This is a genomic window from Bradyrhizobium sp. UFLA05-109 (assembly GCF_054185165.1).
The window spans coordinates 1-24,191 of record NZ_JBBIAR010000062.1 but is presented as its reverse complement, the minus strand read 5'-3'; the positions used below and the strand labels follow the sequence as shown (position 1 = coordinate 24,191).

Annotated in this window: 22 protein-coding genes and 1 pseudogene; 11 read left to right on the top strand and 12 right to left on the bottom strand. The window is 64.3% G+C overall.

The window, feature by feature from the left end:
• Positions 1-3 precede the first annotated feature (3 nt).
• The 3 genes from Q3C01_RS34225 (at position 4) to Q3C01_RS34215 (ending at position 2,434) form a co-directional block, all read left to right on the top strand.
• On the top strand, positions 4-1,119 hold the full coding sequence (locus Q3C01_RS34225) for a lactonase family protein (RefSeq protein WP_458149677.1): 1,116 nt from the start codon (positions 4-6) through the stop codon (positions 1,117-1,119).
• Positions 1,120-1,237: 118 nt separating this feature from the next.
• Positions 1,238-1,372 carry a hypothetical protein gene (locus Q3C01_RS34220; RefSeq protein WP_458149676.1) on the top strand — a complete coding sequence of 45 codons (135 nt, stop codon included), beginning with the start codon at positions 1,238-1,240 and terminating at the stop codon, positions 1,370-1,372.
• 165 nt (positions 1,373-1,537) lie between these two features.
• On the top strand, positions 1,538-2,434 hold the full coding sequence (locus Q3C01_RS34215) for an efflux RND transporter periplasmic adaptor subunit (protein WP_458149675.1): 897 nt from the start codon (positions 1,538-1,540) through the stop codon (positions 2,432-2,434).
• 140 nt (positions 2,435-2,574) lie between these two features.
• Here Q3C01_RS34215 and Q3C01_RS34210 read toward each other — a convergent pair whose 3' ends face one another.
• Positions 2,575-3,423 carry a caspase family protein gene (locus tag Q3C01_RS34210; protein WP_458149674.1) on the bottom strand — a complete coding sequence of 283 codons (849 nt, stop codon included), beginning with the start codon at positions 3,421-3,423 and terminating at the stop codon, positions 2,575-2,577.
• 420 nt (positions 3,424-3,843) lie between these two features.
• Between Q3C01_RS34210 and Q3C01_RS34205 the strand changes: the two genes are divergently transcribed.
• The 4 genes from Q3C01_RS34205 to Q3C01_RS34190 all read left to right on the top strand — a co-directional run bounded on the left by Q3C01_RS34205 (position 3,844) and on the right by Q3C01_RS34190 (position 10,140).
• The gene (locus Q3C01_RS34205) at positions 3,844-5,574 is read left to right on the top strand and encodes a hypothetical protein (protein WP_458149673.1); all 1,731 of its coding nucleotides are present in this window, start codon (positions 3,844-3,846) and stop codon (positions 5,572-5,574) included.
• A 211-nt stretch (positions 5,575-5,785) separates the two neighbouring features.
• Entirely contained in the window at positions 5,786-6,511 is a 726-nt protein-coding gene (locus Q3C01_RS34200) for a thermonuclease family protein (protein ID WP_458149672.1), read from the top strand.
• A gap of 126 nt (positions 6,512-6,637) precedes the next feature.
• Positions 6,638-7,825, top strand: coding sequence for a pyridoxal-phosphate-dependent aminotransferase family protein (locus tag Q3C01_RS34195; RefSeq protein WP_458149671.1), 1,188 nt, complete (start codon positions 6,638-6,640; stop codon positions 7,823-7,825).
• A 209-nt stretch (positions 7,826-8,034) separates the two neighbouring features.
• Complete coding sequence (locus tag Q3C01_RS34190; protein WP_458149670.1) at positions 8,035-10,140, top strand: S9 family peptidase; 2,106 nt, start codon at positions 8,035-8,037, stop codon at positions 10,138-10,140.
• A 113-nt stretch (positions 10,141-10,253) separates the two neighbouring features.
• Here Q3C01_RS34190 and Q3C01_RS34185 read toward each other — a convergent pair whose 3' ends face one another.
• The 5 genes from Q3C01_RS34185 to Q3C01_RS34165 form a co-directional block, all read right to left on the bottom strand.
• Positions 10,254-10,973: a ribonuclease activity regulator RraA gene (locus Q3C01_RS34185; protein WP_458149669.1), complete on the bottom strand. Its 720-nt coding sequence runs from the start codon at positions 10,971-10,973 to the stop codon at positions 10,254-10,256.
• A 107-nt stretch (positions 10,974-11,080) separates the two neighbouring features.
• Positions 11,081-12,817, bottom strand: a complete 1,737-nt coding sequence (araD, locus tag Q3C01_RS34180) for an L-arabinonate dehydratase (protein WP_458149668.1) — start codon at positions 12,815-12,817, stop codon at positions 11,081-11,083.
• On the bottom strand, positions 12,814-13,677 hold the full coding sequence (locus Q3C01_RS34175) for an ABC transporter permease (RefSeq protein ID WP_458149667.1): 864 nt from the start codon (positions 13,675-13,677) through the stop codon (positions 12,814-12,816). Before Q3C01_RS34175 ends, araD begins: the two co-directional genes overlap by 4 nt.
• Before the next feature lie 11 nt (positions 13,678-13,688).
• Positions 13,689-14,450: an ABC transporter ATP-binding protein gene (locus tag Q3C01_RS34170; RefSeq protein ID WP_458149666.1), complete on the bottom strand. Its 762-nt coding sequence runs from the start codon at positions 14,448-14,450 to the stop codon at positions 13,689-13,691.
• A 4-nt stretch (positions 14,451-14,454) separates the two neighbouring features.
• Positions 14,455-15,477, bottom strand: a complete 1,023-nt coding sequence (locus Q3C01_RS34165) for an ABC transporter substrate-binding protein (protein WP_458149665.1) — start codon at positions 15,475-15,477, stop codon at positions 14,455-14,457.
• A gap of 93 nt (positions 15,478-15,570) precedes the next feature.
• Between Q3C01_RS34165 and Q3C01_RS34160 the strand changes: the two genes are divergently transcribed.
• The 3 genes from Q3C01_RS34160 to Q3C01_RS34150 all read left to right on the top strand — a co-directional run bounded on the left by Q3C01_RS34160 (position 15,571) and on the right by Q3C01_RS34150 (position 20,473).
• Positions 15,571-16,287 carry a GntR family transcriptional regulator gene (locus Q3C01_RS34160; RefSeq protein ID WP_458149664.1) on the top strand — a complete coding sequence of 239 codons (717 nt, stop codon included), beginning with the start codon at positions 15,571-15,573 and terminating at the stop codon, positions 16,285-16,287.
• 192 nt (positions 16,288-16,479) lie between these two features.
• Positions 16,480-16,899: a response regulator gene (locus Q3C01_RS34155; RefSeq protein WP_458149663.1), complete on the top strand. Its 420-nt coding sequence runs from the start codon at positions 16,480-16,482 to the stop codon at positions 16,897-16,899.
• Positions 16,877-20,473 carry a PAS domain S-box protein gene (locus Q3C01_RS34150; RefSeq protein WP_458149662.1) on the top strand — a complete coding sequence of 1,199 codons (3,597 nt, stop codon included), beginning with the start codon at positions 16,877-16,879 and terminating at the stop codon, positions 20,471-20,473. Before Q3C01_RS34155 ends, Q3C01_RS34150 begins: the two co-directional genes overlap by 23 nt.
• Positions 20,474-20,636: 163 nt before the next feature.
• Here Q3C01_RS34150 and Q3C01_RS34145 read toward each other — a convergent pair whose 3' ends face one another.
• Positions 20,637-21,272 carry a response regulator transcription factor gene (locus Q3C01_RS34145; protein ID WP_449384159.1) on the bottom strand — a complete coding sequence of 212 codons (636 nt, stop codon included), beginning with the start codon at positions 21,270-21,272 and terminating at the stop codon, positions 20,637-20,639.
• Positions 21,273-21,425: 153 nt separating this feature from the next.
• Between Q3C01_RS34145 and Q3C01_RS34140 the strand changes: the two genes are divergently transcribed.
• Positions 21,426-21,758, top strand: a complete 333-nt coding sequence (locus Q3C01_RS34140) for a hypothetical protein (protein ID WP_458149661.1) — start codon at positions 21,426-21,428, stop codon at positions 21,756-21,758.
• Positions 21,759-21,781: 23 nt separating this feature from the next.
• Here the strand turns inward: Q3C01_RS34140 and Q3C01_RS34135 are convergent, their stop codons facing one another.
• The 5 genes and pseudogenes from Q3C01_RS34135 to Q3C01_RS34115 form a co-directional block, all read right to left on the bottom strand.
• Positions 21,782-22,285, bottom strand: coding sequence for a response regulator (locus tag Q3C01_RS34135; protein ID WP_458149660.1), 504 nt, complete (start codon positions 22,283-22,285; stop codon positions 21,782-21,784).
• Positions 22,286-22,428: 143 nt separating this feature from the next.
• Complete coding sequence (locus Q3C01_RS34130; protein WP_458149659.1) at positions 22,429-22,743, bottom strand: PilZ domain-containing protein; 315 nt, start codon at positions 22,741-22,743, stop codon at positions 22,429-22,431.
• Positions 22,740-23,624 (bottom strand): CheR family methyltransferase, encoded by an 885-nt coding sequence (locus Q3C01_RS34125; protein WP_458149658.1) that lies wholly within the window; start codon positions 23,622-23,624, stop codon positions 22,740-22,742. The genes Q3C01_RS34130 and Q3C01_RS34125 overlap by 4 nt, the downstream gene beginning before the upstream one ends.
• A 47-nt stretch (positions 23,625-23,671) precedes the next feature.
• Positions 23,672-24,058, bottom strand: coding sequence for a response regulator (locus Q3C01_RS34120; protein ID WP_458149657.1), 387 nt, complete (start codon positions 24,056-24,058; stop codon positions 23,672-23,674).
• A 30-nt stretch (positions 24,059-24,088) separates the two neighbouring features.
• Positions 24,089-24,191 (bottom strand): annotated as a pseudogene (locus tag Q3C01_RS34115) (chemotaxis protein CheW); the annotation flags it as partial.

The window sequence follows — 24,191 nt, the reverse complement described above, 5'->3', positions numbered from 1 at the left end:
CTGATGTCCCGACCGACCCGCCGTATTGCCCTGCAACTGCCGCTGACGGCATGCGCCGTCATTCTCGCCACCCAATTCGGAGCAAGAGCCGGCATGGCCGACACTTTCGCCTATGTCGGCAATGCTGACAGCAACGACATCTCGGTCTTCCGCATCGACGACAAGGGCGAAATGAGCGCGGTGCAGACCGCGCCCTTCGCAGGCATCGAGAAGCCTGGCTCCTCGACGCCGCTGGCGGTGACGCCCGATCACCGCGTGCTGATTGCCGGCGTGCGCTCGCAGCCGTTCTCGGCGGTGAGCTTTGCGATCGATCAGAAGACCGGCACACTCAAGCATATCGGCAACGGGCCGCTCGCCGACAGCATGGCCTATGTCATGACCGATCGCACCGGCAAGTTCGTGCTCAGCGCCTCCTATGGCGGCAACAAGGTCGCGCTCAATCCGCTGCTTGATACCGGCGTCGTCGGCGAGCCCAAGCAGGTGATTCCGACCGGGCTGAATGCGCACGCCTTCATCCCCTCGCCCGACAACCGCTTCGCGTTTGCGACCAATCTCGGCTCCGACCAGGTGCTCGCCTTCGCCTTCAATGCAACCACCGGCGAGCTGACGCCGAGCGATCCGCCGGTCTACAAGGTGCCTGAGAAATCGGGCCCGCGGCACTTCGTATTCCACCCCAACGGCAAATATATCTATCTGATCCACGAGCTGAACGGCGACGTCGCGGTATTCAGCTATGAAGCCAAGACCGGCGCGTGGAACGAGATCCAGCGGACCACGGCGCTGCCCGAAGGCTTCACCGGCAAACCCTGGGCCGCCGACATCCATGTTACGCCCGACGGCCGCTTCCTCTACGCCTCGGAGCGCACCACCAACACGCTCACCGCCTACAAGATCGATCCGGCAAGCGGCAAACTCACCACGGTCGGAACTGTGCCGACCGAGAAGCAGCCGCGCGGCTTCAACATCGATCCCACCGGCCGCTATCTCGCCGCCGTCGGCGAATTGTCCGACGGCATGTCGGTCTACGCCATCGACCAGGCCAGCGGCGCGTTAACCAAGCTGAAGTCCTATCCGACCGGCAAGAAGCCGAACTGGGTGGAGTTCGTCACGCTGCCGTAAGAATACGGGAGCTGCGACCGACCTACGCAATCATCCGTAGTTTCGGTCGCGGCTCGCCGCGGTCATATTCCGACACGCGATGGACCGTCATATTGTCTTCAAATGCCCGCAGACCGGCATGAACGTTCAGCATCGGCTTGTGGCCGAGCCGACCGATGCCAAGGATACGCACGATTCGGTGACGTGTCCGGCGTGCGCGCGCCTGCACCTGATCAATCGCACGACCGGCAGGCTGCTCGGCGAACGCCGCTGACGGATGGCGCGAGGCGCCGAACCTGATCTTCAATTCCGCGACTAATCAAAGGCTTGCCGTGGACTACACCCGCCGCAATCGATCCTGCTGTGGCACCCGAGCGCCATGGTCTGTGCCCCCGCCATCTGCTATCGAGTGAAGCGTTTGATCCCGTGGATTAGTCCGATGCGTCATTGCACCCGCAAATCTCGCAAAACCCTGTTTCCCGTGACCATCGCACTGGGGCTTGGCCTTTTTCTTGGCCCCCTCCCGGCCCGGGCCGCCGATGAGGAGGCGCCGAAGGGCCCGGCCGTCACGGTGCTGAAGGCGGCAAAGTCCTGCTTCTCCGATATCGTGGAGGCGAGCGGCACGATCATCGCGCGCGAGGAAACCTCGGTGCGGCCCGAGCGGCCCGGATTAAAGGTGACGGAGGTGCTGGCGGAAGCCGGCGACACCATCACCGCCGGCCAGGTGCTGGCGCGGCTGGCCTTGCCCGAAGGCGGCACAGTCCAGGTGACGGCGCCGGTCGCCGGCGTGATCTCCGCCTCGACCGCGCAGATTGGCGCGCCGGCCTCGGCACGCGGCGAAGCGCTGTTCTCGATCGTGGCGCGCAGCGAATATGACCTCGTCGGCCTCGTCGCCACCGCCGACATCAAGAAGCTCGCGGTGAACCAGCCGGCCACCGTGCGCATCGCGGGTGCCGGCGACATCGACGGCAAGGTGCGCAAGATCGGGCCGACGGTCGAGCCGAACATCCAGCAGGGCATAGTCTATATCGGCATCTCGACGCCGCGACGGCTGCTGCTGAATTCCAGCGGGCGCGCGCTGATCAAGACCGGGCAGAGCTGTAATGTCGCCGTCCCGCTCACCGCCGTGCAGTACAGTTCCGCCGGCACCGTGGTTCAGCTCATCCGTCGCAACCGCGTCGAGACCAAGCGCGTCGAGATCGGACTGATGTCCGGCGGCAATATCGAGATCCGCGACGGCGTCAACGAAGGTGACATCGTCGTCGCCCGCGCCGGCGCGCTGTTGCGCGAAGGCGACCCGGTGCGCCCGGTGATGGCGAGCGCAGAGACGAAGTAACGCGCAACTTCGTAGGGCGGGCAAAGCGGCTTGTCCGCCGTAGCTCGAAGAGAAGGCGGAAGCGTGCCCACCAGTGGGCACGGCGCGTTGCGCCTTTTGCCCACCCTGCAAAATGCAGCGCTACAAATTGCGGCGAGAGACTAGCCGCCGGCCTGGTCGAACTGGACGTCTTCCAGGAGCGAGGACGACACCGTCGGGACCTGGTCACCTTCGGAGGCGCGGGAGATCGCGACGCGGGTCTTGTTGAAGACGCTTTCGGCGCTGCCCTGCGCATTGAGGTTATTCAGGAGTTCGCCGACCAGCACGCTGTGCTCGCCCCTGCCGTCGTCGGCGACCTTGCCGGGCGAGGCGGAGGAGAGGATCAGCGCGTTGTCGGATGCGCTGATCGGCGCCAGCCCGTGGCTGTAGGAGCGGAAACGGCGCTCATAGGGGTTGCGGCGCGAGGCATCGACGACGACGAGCTTGGCCTTGGCGCCCTGCTCCTTCATCATCTCGAGCACGCTCTCGATCGAGACGCCGTGGCGGCGGACGTCACTTTCCTTCCAGATCACGGCGTCGACCGGCAGCATGTAGCTCTCGCGGCCGGCCTGCACGCCGTAGCCGCCGAAGAACAGCATGACGACGCTGTCGCGCGTGATCTTCGACTTGAGGCGATTGACGGCGCGGACCATGTCATCCTTGCTTGCGTCCTCCACCATGTCGACGTCGAAGCCGCCTTTGCGCAGCGCGGACGACAGCGCGCGCGCGTCGTTGATCGACTGCGATAGCGGCGCATTGGCATCGGGATAGTGGCCATTGCCGATGACGAGGGCGAGGCGCGAGGTGTGGCCGACGGAACCGGTGACCTCAACGGTCGAGACCGCCTTGGCGGCATCGAGGGCGCGCATGTTCAGGGCAGCGTGGGCGCCGATCGCCAGCGACACCGTGCCGATCAGGGCGGCGGCGACCGCAATGGTGCGTCGGGAAATGTCGAGCTGCCTTACATTCATCTCGGTTCATTCCTGTCAGGAGCCATCGCGACGCGCGTACTTGTCCGAGTAGCGCGATGGCGTCTTTAGGTTTGAGGGATTGGTCGGGGGTGTGTCCCCGAATTGCGCGCAATTTGCGGCGCCGCACCAAACAAACCCTTAACCGGATATCGCCCCCGGGGCAATAGATTGCCCCTCTTTTTAGATAAACCACTGAATATACTGGTTAATTCACGACAGCCCCGATGCGAATTTTTGCACCTTTTTGCCCCCTTTTGGGGGCTAAAGGGGCAGCTTCCGTGCCGGATTTTTATGTGACATCAGTCACATTTGTGTTCCCCACGAATTCGTGACACTTTTCAAACACTTGCTGAGACATAGGCGCGCTGGCGGGACGGCGTGCCGTGAACCCCGGCAAGGCCCCGCGCGACCAGGTCATTCATGAGCTTTCATTATTTTGCCGGGCACGCCTTCCGCGCCCTGACGGCACGGAAGGACGGACCCTCGCTTTACGACGTCTGCGATCCCGTGCTCGCCGGCCCGGCCACCGGCGATCCGCATCTGGCAAAATTCTACAAGACCGCGCTCGGCAATCCCGCCCTGCGGGCGCTGCTCCGCCGCGCCGGCCTGCCCGAGTTGCTCGAGGAGACAAGGCTCACTCGGCTGCGTGCGGCGCTGACCCGCGCCCGTGACGACGCCGAACCCGACTGGGAGGCGGTCGGCCGCCCCGTCGCCGACCTCCTCGATACCATCGCGCTCGACCATCCCAAGCCGCCACCGATGCCGTTCAACGGTGCGGCGCCGGCGCTGGCGGAGATCGACAACGTGATCCGCGACTGCGCCCATCATCTGCTGCGCAGCTACCGCCAGAACGGCTTTCTGCCGACCTTCGCCGCGTTCAACCTGATCGGCGATCCAGACCTGCGCGGTCGCGAGCTGATCATGGCGCTGACCGGCTTGAACTCGCGCGGCTACAAGAACTCCTCACTGCTGTTCAACCTGGCGCGCGTCTTCATCGCGCGCTCGAGCGCAGGCGCCATCATCAATCCGCCCTGGAGGGGCATCGCCGAGCCGATGTGGGAGCCGGTGCAGATCCGCCACCGCTCGGCCTACTACGACGCCTTTTTCATCGAGGCGCTGCTCGCCTATCGCGAGACCGGCCTCGCCTCGCCCGACGACGCCACTGCCGCGCAGGCCGCGATCGCCGACATGGTCGACTTCTGCATCAACATCAGTCGCGAGGAGGTGCGGAGCAGCGAAGGCCATCGCTTCGACGTCATCACCGCGCTCGCGCCGGCGCCGCATCCGCGCTTCTCCCGCTTTTTCGCGCAGATCAAGCAGGATCTCGGCTTCGGCGTCTACGTGCCGGACTGCGACACCACGGCGTGCTCGTTCTCGGCCGCGACACAGGCCGGCTGCGAGGATCCGATCCTCGCCCAACCGCTGCTCGATTTCTACGCCGGCTACCAGGTGCGCGAGGGCGTCAACGAGCCGCGCGTCACCGTGCCGCTCAACGACAACATCGATTACGAAGGCGGCGTCGCCACCTGGATCGACAATCTCGCCGGCGAGCGGCCCTACGGCAACGATCTCGATCCGACGCTGAACCTCGACATCCTCGAAGTGTCGTTCCGCAATCTCGAGCGCTGGAAAATTCTGGAGATGCCGGCGCGGCTCGCCACCGTACATCGCATCATCGCCTTCCAGAAACGGCTGGCGGCGAGCGGCGCGTTCGCCAATCCGCGCTCGCACATCTACTATCTGCCCGAACTCTACAGCGCCTATTTCGGCCGCTGCTATGCGAGCTTCCTGTCGCTGCCGCTCGCCGCCCAGGCCGCGATCGATCCCGACGGCACCTTCGATTTCATCCGCGCCCGCGTACTCGGCTATGTCCAGGGCGAGATGCTCGTCGCCGAGATGAACGCGTTCGATGCGGCGCTCGCCTTGATCGCGCTCGGCCATCTCGGCGCCGATCCCAGGACCTTCGCGCCGGCGCTGAACTGCATCGTCAAAGCTCTCGGCGAAGGTGGCCGCCGTGGCCCGTTCCGCGCCTATGAATGGAACAAGATGAAGACCCCGACGCGGATCTTGGTTGGCGGGCCGGAGGTGACGTCGGCTTTCGTGCTGATGGGGCTGGCCGTGGCGCGGAAGGCGATGCGCGGATCCGCATAGAATCGTAGGGTGGGTGAAGCGTAACCCACCACTTCCTTCGACCCGCGGAAAGCAAAGAGGTGGGTTACGCCTTCGGCTAACCCACCCTACGGATCTGGAGCTCGATGACAGGAAGTTGAAAGCCCATAACTTGGGCAGGTGCTGGCCCGGCGGCCAAATCCCGACCACAATTGCGTCGTTGATCGCGATTTTTCCTGACCCGCGGACCGGCATGCTGCGCAAATTCCTAGCTGCGATTTCCCTTCTCGCCTTGCCCACGCTGGCGCAGGCCGCCGACATCACCGGCACGGCAAAGATCCGCGACGGCGATACACTCCAGATCGGCAATACCCGCATCCGGCTCGGCGGCATCGATGCACCCTCGACCGACCAGCTGTGCCTCAACACCCAGGGCGAGCGCTGGACCTGCGGCGTGGCAGCACGCGAGGAACTGACCAAACACGTCGAGGGCAAGAGCTGGGTCTGCCATGCGAGGTCGATCGACCGCCGCGGCCGCACCGTGGCGCGCTGCGAGGTCGATGGCGAGGACATCCAGAAATGGCTGGTGCGAAACGGCTGGGCACTAGCCTTTACTCGCATCTCCCACGACTACGAGGCGGATGAAGCCGCCGCACGCGAAGCCAAGGCCGGCATGTGGCAGGGCGCCTTCATCGCCCCCTGGGACTGGCGCGTGCGCAACAAGAAGACCGCGATCCTCGGCGCCACCAAGCCGCCCGAAGGGGCGCATGCAATCCTGCTCGCCTCGGCGTCGGGCGCCATCGCGCCCTCGCCGGATTGCACCATCAAGGGCAACGTCAACAGTGCCGGCGAATGCATCTTTCACCAGCCGACCAGCCGCTGGTACGCGCAGATCAAGATGAAGATCAGCAAGGGCACCCGCTGGTTCTGTTCAGTCGAAGAGGCGGAGGCCGCCGGCTGTCGCGAGACGCGGCGATAGGGCTCCGGACGCTCTCGCCCTGCATGATCATCCCGCGTTTTACGTGCTTTTCTCGGGCCCCCGCGGCGCGTAAAAGCTAGATCAATGACCCTCCAGACCGTCTTCATCAACTAAGGAAAAACAACAATGACCGTTCGCGCGGGCCGGGAATTTCTGGCCATCCCCGGGCCCACCACGATGCCCGACGAGGTGCTGCGGGCGATGCATCGTCCGGCGATCGACATCTATTCCAAGCAGATGACCGATCTGACCGAGAGCCTGATCAGCGACCTCTCGAAACTGTTCGCGACCAAGGGCAAGTCCTACATCTACATCGCCAATGGCCACGGCGCCTGGGAAGCCGTGCTCAGCAACGTGCTGTCGCGCGGCGATAAGCTTCTGGTGCTGGAAAGCGGCCGCTTCGCGATCGGCTGGGGCCATGCGGCATCCTTGATGGGTGCCGAGGTCGAGGTGCTCCGGGGTGACTGGCGCCGCGCAGTGCGGCCGCACGAGGTCGAGGAGCGCCTGCGCCGTGACAAGGAGCACAAGATCAAGGCCGTCGTCGTCGTGCAGGTCGACACTGCCTCTGGCGTACAGAACGACATCGAGGCGATCGGCAAGGCGATCAAGGCGAGCGGCCATCCGGCGCTGTACATGGTCGACACCGTGGCTTCGCTGGGCTGCATGCCGTTCGAGATGGACAAATGGGGCATCGACGTCGCGATGTCCGGCTCGCAGAAGGGCCTGATGACGCCGCCCGGCCTCGGCTTCGTTGCGGCGAATGATCGCGCGCTCGAGGCGCACAAGAAGGCGAACATGGCGACGCCCTATTGGAGCTGGAGCGAGCGCGAAGGCACCGAGCATTATCGCAAATATGCCGGCACCGCGCCGGTGCATCTGTTGTTCGCGCTGCGCCAGGCGATCGACCTCTTGCACGAGGAGGGTCTGGAGAACGCATTCCGTCGCCATCACCTGCTCGGCGAAGCCGCGCGGCAAGCAGTCGCGGTGTGGTCGGAGGGCCAGGTACTCGGCTTCAACATTCTGGAGAACAACGAGCGCTCCAACACGGTGACGACCGTAACCATGGGCAACGGTCACGACCCGGCCGTGCTGCAACGCTATTGCAAGGACAAATGCGGCGTGGTGCTCGGCACCGGCATCGGCGATCTCGAGGGCCAGGCCTTCCGCATCGCCCATATGGGCCACGTCAACGCACCGATGCTGCTCGGCACGCTCGGCGTGATCGAAGTAGGCCTCAACGCGCTGAAGATCCCGCACGGCAAGGGTGGGCTCGAGGCGGCGGTCGCGTATCTCGGCGAGCAGGTCGAGGCGTAATCCTCGTCTCGCGCCCCGGACGCAGCGCAGCACGCAGTGATGCGCTGCTGAGCCGGGGCCCAGGTGGCGGCCTTGGGTCCCGGTTCTGCGTCGCGTCACTTTCGCGCTGCGCCGCGTCCGGGACACGAGCGCGGTGCTTGGCGCTTCTTTAAATCTGGTGTGTTCGATCCGATATATGGCGAGACACGCCCCCTGACGCGAGGATCGACTTGACCAAAACCGCCAGCCCCACCAAGCCCCCCGTCGCGCCGCGGCGGCCGCATTCGTTCACCCGGCACGGCATCACCGTGAGTGACGACTATGCCTGGCTCAAGGATGCGAAATGGCAGGAGGTGCTGCGCGATCCCCAGGTGCTCGATCCCGACATCCGCAACTATCTCGAGGAAGAGAACGCCTACACCGAGAGCCTGCTCGGCCACACCGCCCTCCTGCAGAAGACGCTGGTGCGCGAGATGCGGTCCCGGATCAAGGAAGACGATTCCAGCGTGCCCTCACCGGACGGCCCGTTCGCCTACTTCCGCAAGTTTCGCGAAGGCGGACAGCATGAGCTGTTCGGCCGCATGCCGCGCAACGGCGGCGACAGCGATATCGTGCTCGACGGCGATGCGCTCGCAAAGGATCACAAATACTTCAGGTTCGGCAGCAGCCGGCATTCGCCCGATCACAAGCTCCAGGCCTGGACAGCCGACACCAAGGGTTCGGAGTATTTTTCAATCCGCGTGCGCGATTGGGCGACGCGAACAGACCTCGACGACCTCGTTGAGGAAAGCGACGGCGGCGTGGTCTGGAGCAAGGACGCCAAAAGCTTCTTCTATGTGAAGCTCGACGACAATCACCGACCGATGCAGGTGTGGCGGCACCGGCTCGGCACCAAGCAGGCCGACGATACCCTGGTCTATGAGGAGCAGGACTCCGGCTGGTTCACCCATTTGCACGAAAGCACCAGCGGGCGCTTCTGCGTGATCGCCGGCGGCGATCACGAAACATCCGAGCAGCGGCTGATCGACCTCGCCAATCCCGACGCGCCGCCGCGACTGGTCGCGGCTCGCGAGGAGGGCGTGCAATATTCGCTGGCCGATCGCGGCGACCAGCTCTTCATCCTCACCAACGCCGACGACGCGATCGACTTCAAGATCGTCACCGCACCGCTCGCCGCATCGGAGCGCAACAACTGGCGCGATCTGATTCCGTATCGTCCGGGCATCTATATCATCGATATCGATCTCTATGCCGGCCATCTGGTGCGGCTGGAGCGCGCCAACGCGCTGCCGGCGATCGTGATCCGCGATCTCACTTCGAGCGAAGAGCACGCGATCGCCTTCGATGAGGCGGCCTATTCGCTCGACACCATGGGTTCCTACGAGTTCGAGACGACGAATCTTCGCTTCTCCTATTCGTCGATGACCACGCCGTCAGAGGTCTACGACTATGACATGGCCAAGCGCTCGCGCGTGCTTCGCAAGCGCCAGGAGATTCCGTCCGGCCACGACGCGGCCGACTACGTCACCACCCGTATCATGGCGAAAGCCCATGACGGCGCGGAGGTGCCGGTTTCGATCCTGTATCGCCGCGGCCTCAAGCTCGATGGCACGGCGCCGCTGCTGCTCTACGGTTACGGCTCCTATGGCGCAGCGATGCCGGCCTCCTTCAACACCAACCGCCTGTCGCTGGTCGATCGCGGCTTCGTTTACGCCATTGCGCATATCCGCGGCGGCGCCGACAAGGGCTGGGGCTGGTATCTCGACGGCAAGCGCGAGAAGAAGACCAATACGTTCGACGATTTCGCCGCGAGCGCGCGCGCGCTGATCGCGGCCAACTACACGAGCGCAAAACGCATCGTCGGCCATGGCGGCTCGGCCGGCGGCATGCTGATGGGCGCGGTCGCCAACCGCGCCGGCGAGCTGTTCGCAGGGATCGTCGCCGAGGTGCCTTTCGTCGATGTGCTCAACACCATGCTCGACGACACGCTGCCGCTGACGCCGCCGGAATGGCCGGAATGGGGCAACCCGATCGAGAGCGAGAAGGATTTTCGTACGATCCTGTCCTACTCGCCCTACGACAACGTTGCGGCAAAGGACTATCCGGCGATCCTGGCGATGGGCGGCTTGACCGATCCGCGCGTCACTTACTGGGAGCCCGCCAAATGGATCGCGCGCCTGCGCGCCACTATGAGCGGCGGCGGCCCGGTCCTGCTCCGCACCAACATGGGCGCCGGCCACGGCGGCGCATCGGGGCGCTTCGACCGGCTAGACGAGGTGGCGATCGTCTACGCGTTCGCGCTCTGGGCGGCGGGAATGACGGAGGCGGTGGCGTAGCCAGGTAGCCCGGATGGAGCGCAGCGAAATCCGGGATTCGTGCAGACGACAACACCGCCCCGGATTACGCTTCGCTCCATCCGGGCTACGCGCCGCACGATGGCCGCGCTCAGCTACCTGCCGTTCGCCTTGCGCCAGGCCGCGAAGTCGGTGAGCGTCTGCGGATCGGTGGCGGGATAGAGCCCGAAGATGCCGCGGCCCTTGCCGACTTCCTCGGTGACGAAATCCTCGAACGCGGTCATCTCGAAGGTTTCATTCGTGATCTCATCGGCGAGATGCGCGGGGATGACGATCACGCCATCACTGTCGCCAAGGATGACGTCGCCGGGAAACACCGGCGCGTCGCCGCAGCCGATAGGAACGTTGATCTCGATCGCCTGGTGCAGCGTCAGGTTGGTCGGCGCGCTCGGGCGGTGATGGAAGGCGGGGAAGCCGAGCTTGGCGATCTCGGCGGAATCACGAAAGCCGCCGTCGGTGACGACGCCGGCGACGCCGCGCTTCATCAATCGCGTCACCAGGATCGCGCCGGCCGAAGCAGCGCGCGCGTCCTTGCGGCTGTCCATCACCAGCACGGCGCCGGGCGGACAATCCTCCACCGCCTTGCGCTGCGGATGCGAGCGATCGCGGAACACCTCGATGGTGTTGAGATCCTCGCGCGCCGGCATGTAGCGCAGCGTGAAAGCCTCGCCGACCATGGTCGGCTGGTTCGGGCTCAGGGGATGCACATCCTGGATCATCTGGATGCGCAGGCCGCGCTTGAACAGCGCGGTGGCGACGGTGGCGGTGGAGACGGATTTGAGCTTGTTGCGGGTGGCGTCGCTGAGTTTTGTCATTGGTGCATCCCTGTGTTGTCATTCCGGGGCGATACGCAGCATCGAACCCGGAATCTCGAGGTTCCGGGTCTGGCCCTTCGGACCATCCCGGAACGACGGTGATTGGGTTAGTAAATCGATGGCTCGCCGATCGGCGCGCCGAAGCCGGTCTCCAGGAAATCGAAGTCGCAGCCGTCATTGGCCTGCTTGATGTGTTTGGTGAACATCCAGCCATAGCCGCGCTCGAAGCGGCGCTCGGGCTGCTTCCATTCCGCGCGGCGTTTGGCGAGCTCGGCGTCCGGCACATCCAGATTGATGGTGCGCGCGGCGACGTCGAGCGTGATGCGGTCGCCGTTCTTCACCAGCGCGAGCGGGCCACCGACATAAGACTCCGGCGCGACGTGCAAGATGCAGGCGCCGTAGCTGGTGCCGCTCATGCGTGCGTCAGAAATGCGCACCATATCGCGCACGCCCTGCTTCACGAGCTTCGTCGGGATCGGCAGCATGCCCCATTCCGGCATGCCCGGCCCGCCCTGAGGCCCCGCATTACGGAGAATGAGGATGTGGTCCTCGGTGACGTCGAGATTGGGATCGTCGACTGCCTTCTTCATCGACGGATAGTCGTCGAACACCAGCGCCGGTCCCGTGTGCTTGAGGAAGCGCGGCGCGCAAGCGCTTGGCTTGATCACGCAACCATCCGGCGCAAGGTTGCCCGTGAGCACGGCAAGCGCTCCCTCCTTGTAGATGGGGTTATCGACCGAGCGTATGACATCATCATTGTGAACCTCAGCGCCCGCGATGTTCTCGCCAAGCGTTTTCCCGGTGACCGTGATGCAATCCAGATGCAGATGCTGCTTGATCTGCTCCATCAGCGCCGGCAGACCGCCGGCATAGAAAAAGTCCTCCATCAGATAGGCATCGCCACTCGGCCGCACATTGGCGATGACCGGCACCTTGCGGCTGGCCTTCTCGAAATCATCGAGGCCGATGTCCTGACCGGCGCGGCGCGCCTGTGCGATCAGGTGGATGATCGCATTGGTCGAGCAGCCCATCGCCATTGCGACCGCGATCGCGTTCTCAAATGCCTTTCGCGTCTGGACCGTCTTCGGCGTCAGGTCTTCCCAGACCATCTCGACGATGCGGCGACCGCATTCGCTGGCCATGCGAATGTGATTGGCGTCGGCCGCGGGTATCGAGGAGGCGCCCGGCAGCGTCATTCCGATCGCTTCGGCGATCGCCGTCATGGTCGACGCCGTGCCCATGGTCATGCAGGTGCCATAGCTTCTGGCGATACCGGCTTCGATGTCGACCCAGTCCTTGTCGGAGATCTTTCCGGCGCGCCGCTCGTCCCAGTACTTCCAGCCGTCGGAACCCGAGCCAAGCGTCTTGCCCTTCCAGTTGCCGCGCAGCATCGGACCTGCCGGCAGGTAGATCGCCGGGATGTTCATCGAGGTGGCCCCCAACAGCAGCGCCGGCGTGGTTTTGTCGCAGCCGCCCATCAGCACCACGCCGTCGACGGGATGGCTGCGCAGCAGCTCCTCTGCGTCCATCGCCAGCAGGTTGCGGTAAAGCATGGTTGTCGGTTTGAGCAGCGATTCCGACAGCGACAGCGCCGGCAATTCGATCGGCAGACCGCCGGCCATCAGGATACCGCGCTTGACGTCGTCGACGCGCGACTTGAAGTGCATGTGGCAGGGCTGCGCGTCCGACCAGGTATTGAGGATGGCAATGATCGGCCGGTCTTTCCATTCCTCCGGCGCGTAACCCATCTGCATGGTGCGCGAGCGGTGGCCAAACGAGCGCAGGTCATCAGGCGCGAACCAGCGCGCGCTGCGGAGCTGGTCGGGCGTCTTTTTCTTCGTCATGATTGGGTACCCCATTTCTGGACGGTATTCCGCTCGATCGCGCGGAAGATCAGGTTCTCGACAAAGAGCCCGATGATAATGACGGTCAAGAGGCCTGCGAAGACCGCGGGAATGTCGAGCAGGTTGCGATTTTCGAAGATGAACCAGCCGAGGCCGCCCTGGCCTGACGACACGCCGAATACCAGCTCGGCCGCGATCAGCGTACGCCAGGCGAAGGCCCAGCCGATCTTGAGGCCCGTGAGGATCGAGCCGAACGCCGCCGGGATCAGAATTTTTGCAACATAAGGCAATCCGCGCAGGCCATAATTGCGCCCGACCATGCGCAGCGTGTTGGAGACGCTCTTGAAGCCGGAATGGGTGTTGAGGGCGACTGGCCACAGCACCGAATGGATCAGCACGAACACTAGACTGGCATTGCCCAGCCCAAACCAGATCAGCGCCAGCGGCAGCAGCGCGATCGCCGGCAGCGGGTTGAACATCGCCGTGACGGTCTCGAGGAAGTCGGTGCCGATACGGGTCGAGATCGCCAGCACCGTGAAGATCGCGGCCAGCACGATTCCCGCCGAGTACCCCATGAACAGCACCTTCAGCGAGGTCCATGCGCGCATGGGAATGGTGCCGTCCTTGACGCGTTCGAACAGCGTGACGAGGGTATCGTGCAGCGTCGGGAACAGCAGGGGATTGTCGAGGTAGACGCCGTAGGCTTCCCAGATCGCCGCAAGAAACAGGATGATGACCGTCTTGCGGACGAAGCCTTCGTTCCACAACAGCTCAAGGACGCTCAGCCTGCGCTCGACTTCCTCGGCGCTGACGGCGTCCCCAACCGGTGCGGCTCGCAGCAGGATTCTCGCTTCACTCATGACCGGCTCCCTCAATGCGCCGTTGCAGCGGACGAGAACAGGAGATCATGTATCTCCTTCTCCAGCCGCCCGGCGCTGCCATCGTCGGTGGAGACGCGATCGACATCGACGACCTCCGCCTTGACGCGGCCGGGATGCGGCGACAGCAGGAGGATGCGGTTGCCGATGCGGATCGCCTCGGCGATCGAATGGGTGACGAACAGCACGGTGAACTTGGTCTCGCGCCAGAGCTGGAGCAATTCGTCCTGGCAGGTTCGCCGCGTCAGCGCATCGAGCGCCGCGAACGGCTCGTCCATCAGGAGAATGTCCGGCTCCATCGCCATGCCGCGGGCGATGGCGACGCGCTGCTTCATGCCGCCCGAGAGCGTGTGCGGATAGGCATCGACCACGCGGGTGAGGCCAACCTTGTCGATATAGGCCCGCGCGCGCGCCTCGGCCTCCTTGCGCGGCAGCCGCCGTGCGGTCAGGAGCGGAAACATCACGTTGGCGAGCACGGTCTTCCAGGGCAGGAGCTGATCGAACTCCTGGAAGATCATCATGCGGTCGGCGCCGGGGCCGACGATATCGCGTCCCTGGATCGCCATCCGCCCGTCGCTCGGCACCATGTAGCCGCCGACCGCCTTGAGCAGGGTCGACTTGCCGCAGCCGGACGGTCCGAGCAGCACGAAGCGGTCGGACTTGTCGACGGTGAATGACACCTTTTCGGTCGCGGTGACGACGGCGCTCGAGGTCTTGTAGCGCAGCGTCACCCCGCTGACATCGAGCAGCGCCATGGGCTCAGCTGCCCTTCAGATCGTGCGCGACGGGGAGATAATAGTCCGTCCACGCCTTGGGCTGCGTCTTCAGCGTGCCGGTCTTGAATAGATGGGCGGCGAATTTCATCGTGCCCTGCGGCTCGAGATTCCACTCCATCATGCCGGGCTGCTTGAGCAGATCCAGCAGCTCCTCGACCGAGGTCTTGTCGCCGGTGATCTCCTTGTAGATCTCGACCGCCTGCCTGGTGTCGCTGCGAATCAGGTCCTGCGCTTCCTTGGTCGCGTCGCGCACAGCCTGGATGATCTTTGGATTGGCGTCGGCGAATTTGGTCGTGGTGAAGAACTGCGCCTGGCTCAGGGGCCCACCCATCACGTCGGGTGAATTCAGCACGACATGCGCGCCCGGCACGTTCTTCAGTTCCAGGAAGCTGAACGGCGGAATCGAGAAGTGGTTGTGCACCTCGTGCTTGGGATTGGCGAGCGCGGCGTAGGCATCGGGATGGCCGAGCTGCACCGTGTTGGCATCGAGCTTCGACCACTGGTCCGCGCCAAAGGCTTCGGCGGCCGCGATCTGCAATACGATCGCCTGGGTCGAGACCTTGACCGTCGGCACCGCGATCTTGTCGGTCGGGCCAAAATCCTTGATCGATTTGACGTTGGGATCGCGGCTGATCAGCGTCATCGGCTGCGCCGAGGTCGCGACGATGCCCTTCACGCCGCCGCGGGTGCGATCCCACAGCAGCAGGAGATTGCCGGTGCCGGTGTTGAGGATGTCGACCCCGCCCGCGAGCAGCGCGTCGGTCTGCGCGCCGCCGCCGGAGAAGGTGATCCATTTGGTGGTGACGCCTGATACGCCGAGCGCAGCCGCGTGCTTCTCGATCAGCTTCAGCTTCTCCATGATGTGGCTCGGCATGTAGAAAATGCCGGGCTGCCGCGACAGCGCGATCTCGGATTTCTGCTGCGCTCTCGCTGAAGGAGTCGCCGACACGGCCATGGCGGCGATCAGGGCGACGGCGGCGAGGCCGTGCTGGAACTGCTTGATCATTGTTGTTCGTTTCCTCTGGCCGGCATTGACGAGCGGCGTTGGTGATGCACTAATGCATTAGTGCATCAAAGGCAAGCGCGCGGAGCCGCCGCCATGGAAGTGTCCCATACCGCGCCTCGCGCGGCGTCCCGCGCCGGCGCGCGGCTCGACCGCGCCCGGCAGGCCGCGCCACAGGTGTTCGAGCGGCTGCGCAACGCGATCCTGTCCCTTGAGCTGCCGCCGGGCTCGCCGCTGTCGCGTGCCGATCTCGCCGCGCAATTCGGCGTCAGCTCGACGCCGATCCGCGACGCCTTGATGCGACTGGAGGAAGAAGGGCTCGTCGACGTGTTCCCGCAGCACGCGACGGTGGTCAGCCGAGTCGATGTCGGCCGCGCCCAGCAGGCGCATTTCCTGCGCCAGGCGCTGGAGCTCGAGATCGTGCGGCTGCTCGCGGAGAGCCATGACGAAGCCCTGATCATCCGTCTCGACCACGCGATCGCGCTCCAGCAGCAATGCGCCAGGGGCGGAGATTTCGAGAGCTTCATCGCCGGCGACAACGATTTCCACGCCCAGCTCTACGCGGCCGCGGGCAAGCACGAGCTCTGGACGCTGGTACGCAGCCGCAGCGGACATATCGACCGTTTGCGGCGGCTGCACCTTCCCTCCCCCGGCAAGGCCCAGAACATCGTGCGGCACCACAGGCTGATCACCCGCGCGATCGAAGCCGGCGACGCCGATGCCGCCCAGCAGCACTTGCGTACGCATCTGTCAGGCACGCTCAGCGAGCTCGACAGGATCCGGGCACGCTATCCGGAATATCTCAGCGACTAGACGCGGCGCAGCCACCTGCTGTAGCATGATAAGCATGCAAGCGTGCATATGGGCAGCTTATGTCCGAGCCGCGCCATCGGCACGTTCCATCGTCGCGAAGTGCTTGCAGGTTACGCGGAATCCGCGCAACAATTTCCTAATCCCTGCTTCGACCGACATGGTCGACCTGGACCAGGCTCGGGGGACTGGAACTTGGCCAACATCCTGATCGTGGATGACGATCCGGCCGTGCAGATGACGATCCGGCTGCTGCTGGAGAGAGCTGGCCATCGCGTGATGGTCGCCGGTGACGGCCATCAGGGCCTTGCACTGTTTGAAGCCGATCAGTTCGAGCTGTTGTTCCTGGATATCTTCATGCCCGGAATGGATGGACTGGAGACGATGCGACACATCCGGTCGCGAGCGCCGGGGGTGCCGATCATCGTGATTTCCGGCCGGTCGGCCACGCCCGACGCCTATGCCGAACCGGACTTCCTCAATATGGCGACGAGGCTCGGCGCAGCGGCAAGCTTGCCCAAGCCGTTCCGCCCCGAGGCGCTGCTCGCGGCCGTCGACGATTGCCTGCAGGCGAGCAAGCCGAGGACTCCTGATGTCAGCACCGGCGGCAGATAACGAGGGCAGCGGTTCTGCGACGCACCAGGACAAGCCGAACCGTACCCGAAACAGCGAGAAGCGCGACATGACGCTGGCGACGCGGCTCGCTATCGCCATGACTCTGCTGGTTGCGGCTACAGTGGCTGCGGTGGGTTGGCTGAGTTCCTCGAGCGTCGAGCAGGCCGTCCTGCCACGGGTGATCGATCGGCTGGAGACCCACTCACGGCTGCTCGCATCCGACGTCGAAGGCTACGTCGCCAGCGCGCGCGGCGATATTGCCGGCTACCGCGCGGCGGCCGCTCTCAACGGCCTGATCCGCGCGCATCTTGCCGGAGGCACCGACACGCAGGATGGCGTTTCCGAGAAAACCTGGCGCGACCGCCTCGCGGCGCGCCTTGCCGCCGAGATCGATTCCAAGCCGGCTTACGCGCAGTTTCGTATCATCGGCATCGCGGAGGGCGAACCGGAACTGATCCGGGTGGACCGGACCGGCCCCAGCGGCTCGGCGCGGATCGCTCCCGATGACGAGCTCCAGCGCAAGGGTGAGCGCAGCTACTTCCAGGAGACGATCCGGCTTCCTCCGGGCGAGCTCTACGTCTCGCCACTCGAACCGGCGAGTGATCGAGGCGGCACGACGACGGCCCACGCACCGACGCTGCGTGTGGCCTCTCCGCTGTTCACGCCGGACGGCAAGCCATTCGGAATCATCATCGTCAACATCGATATGCGTCCGGAGCTGGAGCGTCTCCGTTCGCTGGTCCGCCCGGGCGAGCAGCTCTACGTCGTGAATGCGCGCGGCGACTACGTCGTGCATCCCGACCGCAGTCGCGAGTTCGGCCTTTCTCACGGCGAGCCCAACGATTGGACGAAGGATCTTCCCTATTTTGCGGGGATGATCGGGGCCACCAAAGGTGCTGCTCAAGCCGTCAGGGATGCGCGAGGCCGGGTTGGCGGCGCAGCTTTCGCGCCGGCGCTACTCGCCGGCAAAGAATGGCTCGGAATCATCGAGATTGCTCCCAACACGACATTCGCCCGTTTTGCCGCGGCGATCCAAAACACCACCTTGTCGGTCGGCTCGATTGCGGTGCTCGGCGCAGCCGTGTTGGCGATCCTGCTCGCGAGAACCCTGACACGGCCTGTCGTGCAACTGACGCGCGCCGTCGAGACCGTCGGCCGAGGCGGCGAGATCGCCATTCCAGTCGATGCGGCTGGCGAAACCGGCGCACTGGCACGGGCCTTCGCGCACATGGTAGCGGAGGTGCAGGCCAAGACCGCGGCTCTCGAACGCGAGGTTCGCGAGCACCGCCGTACCGAAGCCGCGCGAAGCCATCATGCCGAACGCGAGCGCCTGTTCAGTGCCGCGGTCGAATCCTCCGACGATGCGATCGTCATGCAGTCGCTCGACGCCATCATCACCGGTTGGAATCCTGCGGCCGAACGGCTCTATGGCTATTCGGCGGACGAGGCGATCGGCAAGCACACCTCGATCATCGTGCCTCCCGATCGCCGCGAGCAGGGCAAGGATTATTTGCGACGGATCGCGCGCGGCGAACCGATCGAACGCTTCGAGACGGTGCGCCTGCGCAGGGATGGCACTCCCGTGGAGATCGCGCTCAGCCTGTCGCCGATCAGGGGTCCCGGCGGCGAAATCATCGGCGCTTCCGGATCGGCCCGTGACATCACCCAAGCCAGGCGCACCGAGCGGGCACTGCAGCAGCAGCTCGAGGAGCGGCGGCGGATCTTCGACGCCTCGCAGGACCTGATCATGATCATGGATGCGAGGGGCTACGTCGCCCAGATAAGTCCGAGTTCGGAAGCCATTCTCGGCTATCGGCCGCAGGAGATGGTCGGCCGCAGCGGCGCCGACTTCGTCCATCCAGATCATCTGGAGGGGGCACGCGAGGACATGCGGGCCTTGCGGCACGGCGAACGGCCGAAGCTGGCCGACACCCGCTGTTTCCACAAGGACGGGCACGAGGTCTGGCTCTCCTGGCTCGGAACATGGTCTGCCGAGATGAAGCGCTTCTACTTCGTCGGGCGCGACATGACCGAAGCCCGGCTTGCGCAGGAATCGCTGCGGGAAAGCGAGCAGCTCGCCCGCAACATCATCGAGACCTCGCTCGACGCCTTCGTCCAGACCGACGAGAACGGCACCATCCTGGACTGGAACTCGCAGGCGGAAAGGCTGTTCGGCTGGCGGCGCGATGAGGCGCTGGGCAGGAACAGCATCGACCTGATCGTCGCCGAGAGCGAACGCGAAACGATCCGGGCCGGCCTGCAACGCTTCGTGAGCTCGGAAGACGGCAGGGTCCCCGAGCGCCGGCGCGAGATGATGGTCCGCCGACGTGACGGCAAGGAATTCCAGGCTGAGCTGAGCGTCACCGCGCTGAGCCGTCGCGAAGGACTGCTGTTCAACGTCTTTTACCGCGACCTGACCGACAAGGTCGCGGCCGAGGAGCGCATTCGCCATGCCGAGAAGATGGAGGCGGTCGGACAGCTCACGGGCGGCGTGGCGCACGACTTCAACAACATCCTCACCGTCATCACCGGGACGATCGAGATCCTGGCGGAAGCGGTCGAGAAGGAGCCGCAGCTTGCCGCCATCACCAAGATGATCGACGAGGCCGCAGCGCGCGGCGCCGATCTGACCCAGCACCTGCTCGCCTTTGCACGCAAGCAGCCGCTGCAACCGCGCGAGATCGACGTCAATTCGTTGATCGTCGACACCGCCAAGCTGCTGCGTCCGACGCTGGGCGAGCAGATCCAGATCGAGTCCGTGTTCGAGGCGGAAAGCTGCGTGGCGATCGTCGACCCCAACCAGCTCACCACCGCGCTTCTCAACCTGGCGCTCAACGCCCGCGACGCCATGCCGAACGGCGGCAAGCTGATCCTGGAGACGGGAGCTGCCTATCTCGACGAAGTCTACGCCAACATCAACGACATTCGCCCCGGCCACTACGTGCTGATCGCGGTCAGCGACACCGGCGCCGGCATTCCGGCAAAGCTCCTGGACCGGGTGTTCGATCCCTTCTTCACCTCGAAGGGACCCGGCAAGGGCACCGGCCTCGGCCTCTCCATGGTCTACGGCTTCGTCAAGCAGTCTGCCGGCCATATCAGGATCTACAGCGAGGAAGGACACGGGACCACGATCAAGATGTACCTGCCGCCGGGCATGACGGCGACCGCGAACGGCGAGGGCGTAACGCCGGCTACGATAGAGGGCGGAGACGAGACGATTTTGGTGGTCGAGGACGATCGCCTGGTGCGCGACTATGTGCTGGCTCAGCTGCATTCGCTGGGCTACGCGACGTTGCAGGCGGCCAATGCGGCTGACGCGCTGGTGATCGTCACGGCCGGAAAGCCGTTCGACCTCCTGTTCACCGACGTGATCATGCCGGGCAAGATGAACGGCCGTGAGCTTGCCGACGAGATCCTGAAGACCAGGCCAGATCTCAAAGTGGTCTACACATCAGGCTATACGGAAAACGCGATCATCCACCACGGACGATTGGACTCAGGCGTTCTGCTGCTGGCCAAGCCGTACCGCAAGTCGGATCTCGCAAGGATTTTGCGCAAGGCGCTCGACGGCTGAGACGCGCGTAACTCTCGTGTCCCGGACGCACTGCAGCGCGCCAGCGCTGCTGTGCAGAGCCGGGATCCACAACGCTTGCTCTAAACTGGAGAGATGGGCCCCGGCTCAGCAGCGCATCACTGCGTGACGCGCTGTGTCCGGGGCACGAGAGAGGAGCTTCGATTTACGACGCGCGCTGGGCCGCCGTCATCACGATGCGGATCAGATCGGCCGCATTTCGGGCACCGAGCTTCTTCATGATGTTGGCGCGATGATCCTCGATGGTGCGCGGGCTGATCCCGAGCGTACGGCCGGCTTCCTTGTTGGAGGCACCCGCGGCGAACTGCTCGAGCACCTCGCGCTCGCGCCGGGTCAAGGGCTCGCGCCCAGGGAAGTGGAGCTGGCCGAACTTGGGCGAGGCGCTCTCCGCTTGCCGACGTGCATAAGCCCCGATCGCCTCGTCGAGCCGGTTGACGATTTCGCTGCCGCGGAACGGCTTCTCGATGAAGTCGAGCGCGCCGTTCTTGATGGCGCTGACGGCCATCGAGATATCGCCCTGTCCGGAGATCATGAAGATCGGCGCGGGATAATCCTCGCCGTGCAGCTCCCTCAAGATGTCGAGGCCCGACTTGCCGGGAATGTGGACGTCCAGCAGGATCGCGGCCGGTGTGCGGTTTCGCGCGACCGCGAGCAGCGCGGCGCCGTCGGCAAAACAGATCACTTCATAGCCCGCCGCCTTCAACACCATCGAGAGGGTGTCGCGAACGGCAGGATCGTCGTCGACCACAAAGATCTCGCCACGGGAGGTTTTTTCGGCCATGTGCCACGTCCATCCGGCATGAGAAGACTTGTGTCCGCGCCAAACGTTTTTGGCGTTCGGCACGGATTCGGCCCACCCCGCATTTGTACGGGACATGAAGTTAACGCACAAGTAGCGGCGTAGTGCCTAATGACTGGGGGACGGAGAATATCCATGCAAAATTCTGCTGGCACCGACCCACGTGTCGCAGCGGCCATTTCCGACAGCCGTCAGTTGATCGCCGCCGATCTTCGCTCTCTGATCGCGCAGATCGAGACCAGCATACGCCTGATCGAGGCCGCGATCACGCGGGAGGATGCCTGCGATCCGCCGGGTTCCACCGACGTTTTCGTGCTGGATGACGTCACGCCCCGCTATGCCACGGCAAACGCAGCGCTCGGTGCGTGCAGGGCCGGCCTCGACCTTGCCTTAAAATCGTTCTCTGATTCCGGCAGGTTGGCTGAAACTGCGACCGCAGCGGCACGGCAGCCGCACCTGATCGGCTGATACCGCGCGTACCCCGCGCGTGATCACGCGCGGTGGCGCTCTACGATCGCATCGGTGGCGACTCCGCCCCAAGTATGCATCGTCGGCAGACCCATCGCCATCTTGCCGAGATTGGCAAGGCAGATGCGCAGCGCGGCGAGATCGAGCGGCTTCGGCAGGCTCTGCAGTTCGATTCCCACCGACCGGGCAAAGTGGCGGGCGGCGCTGCGGCGCCGGCCATCCATGCCGCTGATGACAATCACGGAGCCTGCGAATTTCGCCTCCGACATCACGCGCAGCACCTCGATGCCGTCGCCGTCCTCCAGAACGAGATCGAGCGTCACACAGTCGAAGCGCCCGGCGCGAAGCTTGCTGATCGCCTCCGAAACCGAGGACGCCACGGTCACCGCATGTCCGGCCTGCTTGGCTGCGACCGTGATCAGGCTGCGCTGCGTGGCGTCGTCATCGACGACCAGAAGCTGCAACGGACGCCGTTCGCCGGCATCAGACGGGTTTGACGGGAGTGTAGAGAAGGAGCTTCTTGGCATTACCGGATCCTGCGAGTGAGACCGGCAATTCATACAGCGCACGCGCTTAGGCCACGTAAAACGGACGCCGCGAATTCAATCGGATGTTTGCAGCAAATTCGACACAACGCGTTAGGAAAGCAAGCAGGACGCCAGCTCCGTGTTCAGACCATCGCGTCATGACCCGCGGCGGCGCGCTTCTTCTTGTTCTTGCCGCGCAGGAATTGGATGTCCATTTCCGCACCGTTGACGCGCACCAGCTCGCAGCGGCGATAGGCAAGGCCTGTCGAGGACAGCAGGAGAAAAAATTCCTTGAGGTTCAGGCCCTGGATCGAGCCTTCGACCGTAAGGATGGCATCGGTGTCGGAAATCGCGTTGAGCTTGCAATCGCGACGCCAGGTTCCGTCGATCGCCATGATGCAAACATCATAGCCCCGACTGAACGTCACACGTTCCGCACCCTTGCCATCCTCGCTCATGCGCGCAGCCCTGCCATTGCAGCAGTCCGCGGAGGCGCCGCCGCGATCGCCGGCTTGGCGCCGACGCTGCGTGCGTCATTGGGCTTGTAGAGGCCGCGCCGCTCCGGAATCGGACGGAAGGTGTCGGTCAGCCCGACCACGGTTTCCGCAGCTCCGAGCACCAGGAAGCCGTCGCCCTCGACCTGACGAGCGAGGCGGTTGAAGATGTTGATCTTGGTCTCCTGGTCGAAATAGATCAGCACGTTGCGGCAGAAGATCACGTCGAAAGTGCCGAGCTGGGAGAAATCGTGCAGCAGATTGAGCTGCCGATGCTGGATCATGGCGCGCAGCTCGGGATTGATCTGCCAAGCCTCGCCGGTCTGCTTGAAATATTTGACCAGAAGCTGAATCGGCAGGCCTCGCTGCACCTCGAACTGGCTGTAGATGCCGGCCCTGGATTTCTCCAAAACCTCCTGCGACAGATCGGTGGCGATGATCTCGACCCGCCAGCCGGTGAGCGCCGCGCCCATCTCCTTCAAGCTCATCGCCAGCGAATAGGGTTCCTGCCCGGTCGAGCCGGCGGCACACCAGATACGCACGCTCCGGCGCGCCGCGCGCGCCTTGAGCACCTCTGGCATGATCGTATCGCGGAAATGATCGAACGGGACCTTGTCGCGGAAGAAGAAGGTCTCATTGGTGGTCATGGCTTCGACCACGCTGGTGATCAGCGCGCTCGAACCAGCTTGCAGCTTCTGGACGAGCTCGCCGATGCCGGAGAGTCCGGCCTTGCGCGCGAGCGGCAACAGCCGGCTCTCGATCAGATATTGCTTGTCGGCAGACAGATCGAGACCGGAATGGTCTCTCAGAAACTTCCGCAGATACTCATACTCGGGCGGGGTCACAGGGCAGCCTCTCGCAGGATTACCGGAAACACTCAGGCCAGGAAGACTTAAGCAAAGGCTTGTCCGACCGGGATCAAGCCGACTTCAGCGAACTTGTCGGCGATGATGTCCTTGTCGAACGGCTTCATGATGTATTCGTTGGCGCCGCCGCTGAGCGCCTGGGCGATGTGGGCGACGTTGTTTTCGGTGGTGCAGAACACCACCTTGGGCTGGTCGCCGCCGGGCATGCGGCGCATGTGGCCCATGAATTCGAAGCCGTCCATGACCGGCATGTTCCAGTCGAGCAGCACGGCATCGGGCAGCTTCTGCTGACAGATCTCCAGCGCCTTCGAGCCGTCCTCGGCTTCGGTGACTTCGAATTCAAGGCCTTCCAGGATGCGGCGCGCGATCTTGCGCACGACGCTGGAATCATCGACGACCAAACATGTCTTCATTTTGGTTCTCCGGCTTCGATGTTGTTGGGCTCACGCAGCCATTTGCACTTTGGTTTCGAGTTCGAGAACGCGATCGACATCGAGAACGACCATGAGCTGGCCGTCGAGACGGTGGACGCCGCCGGCAAGCTTG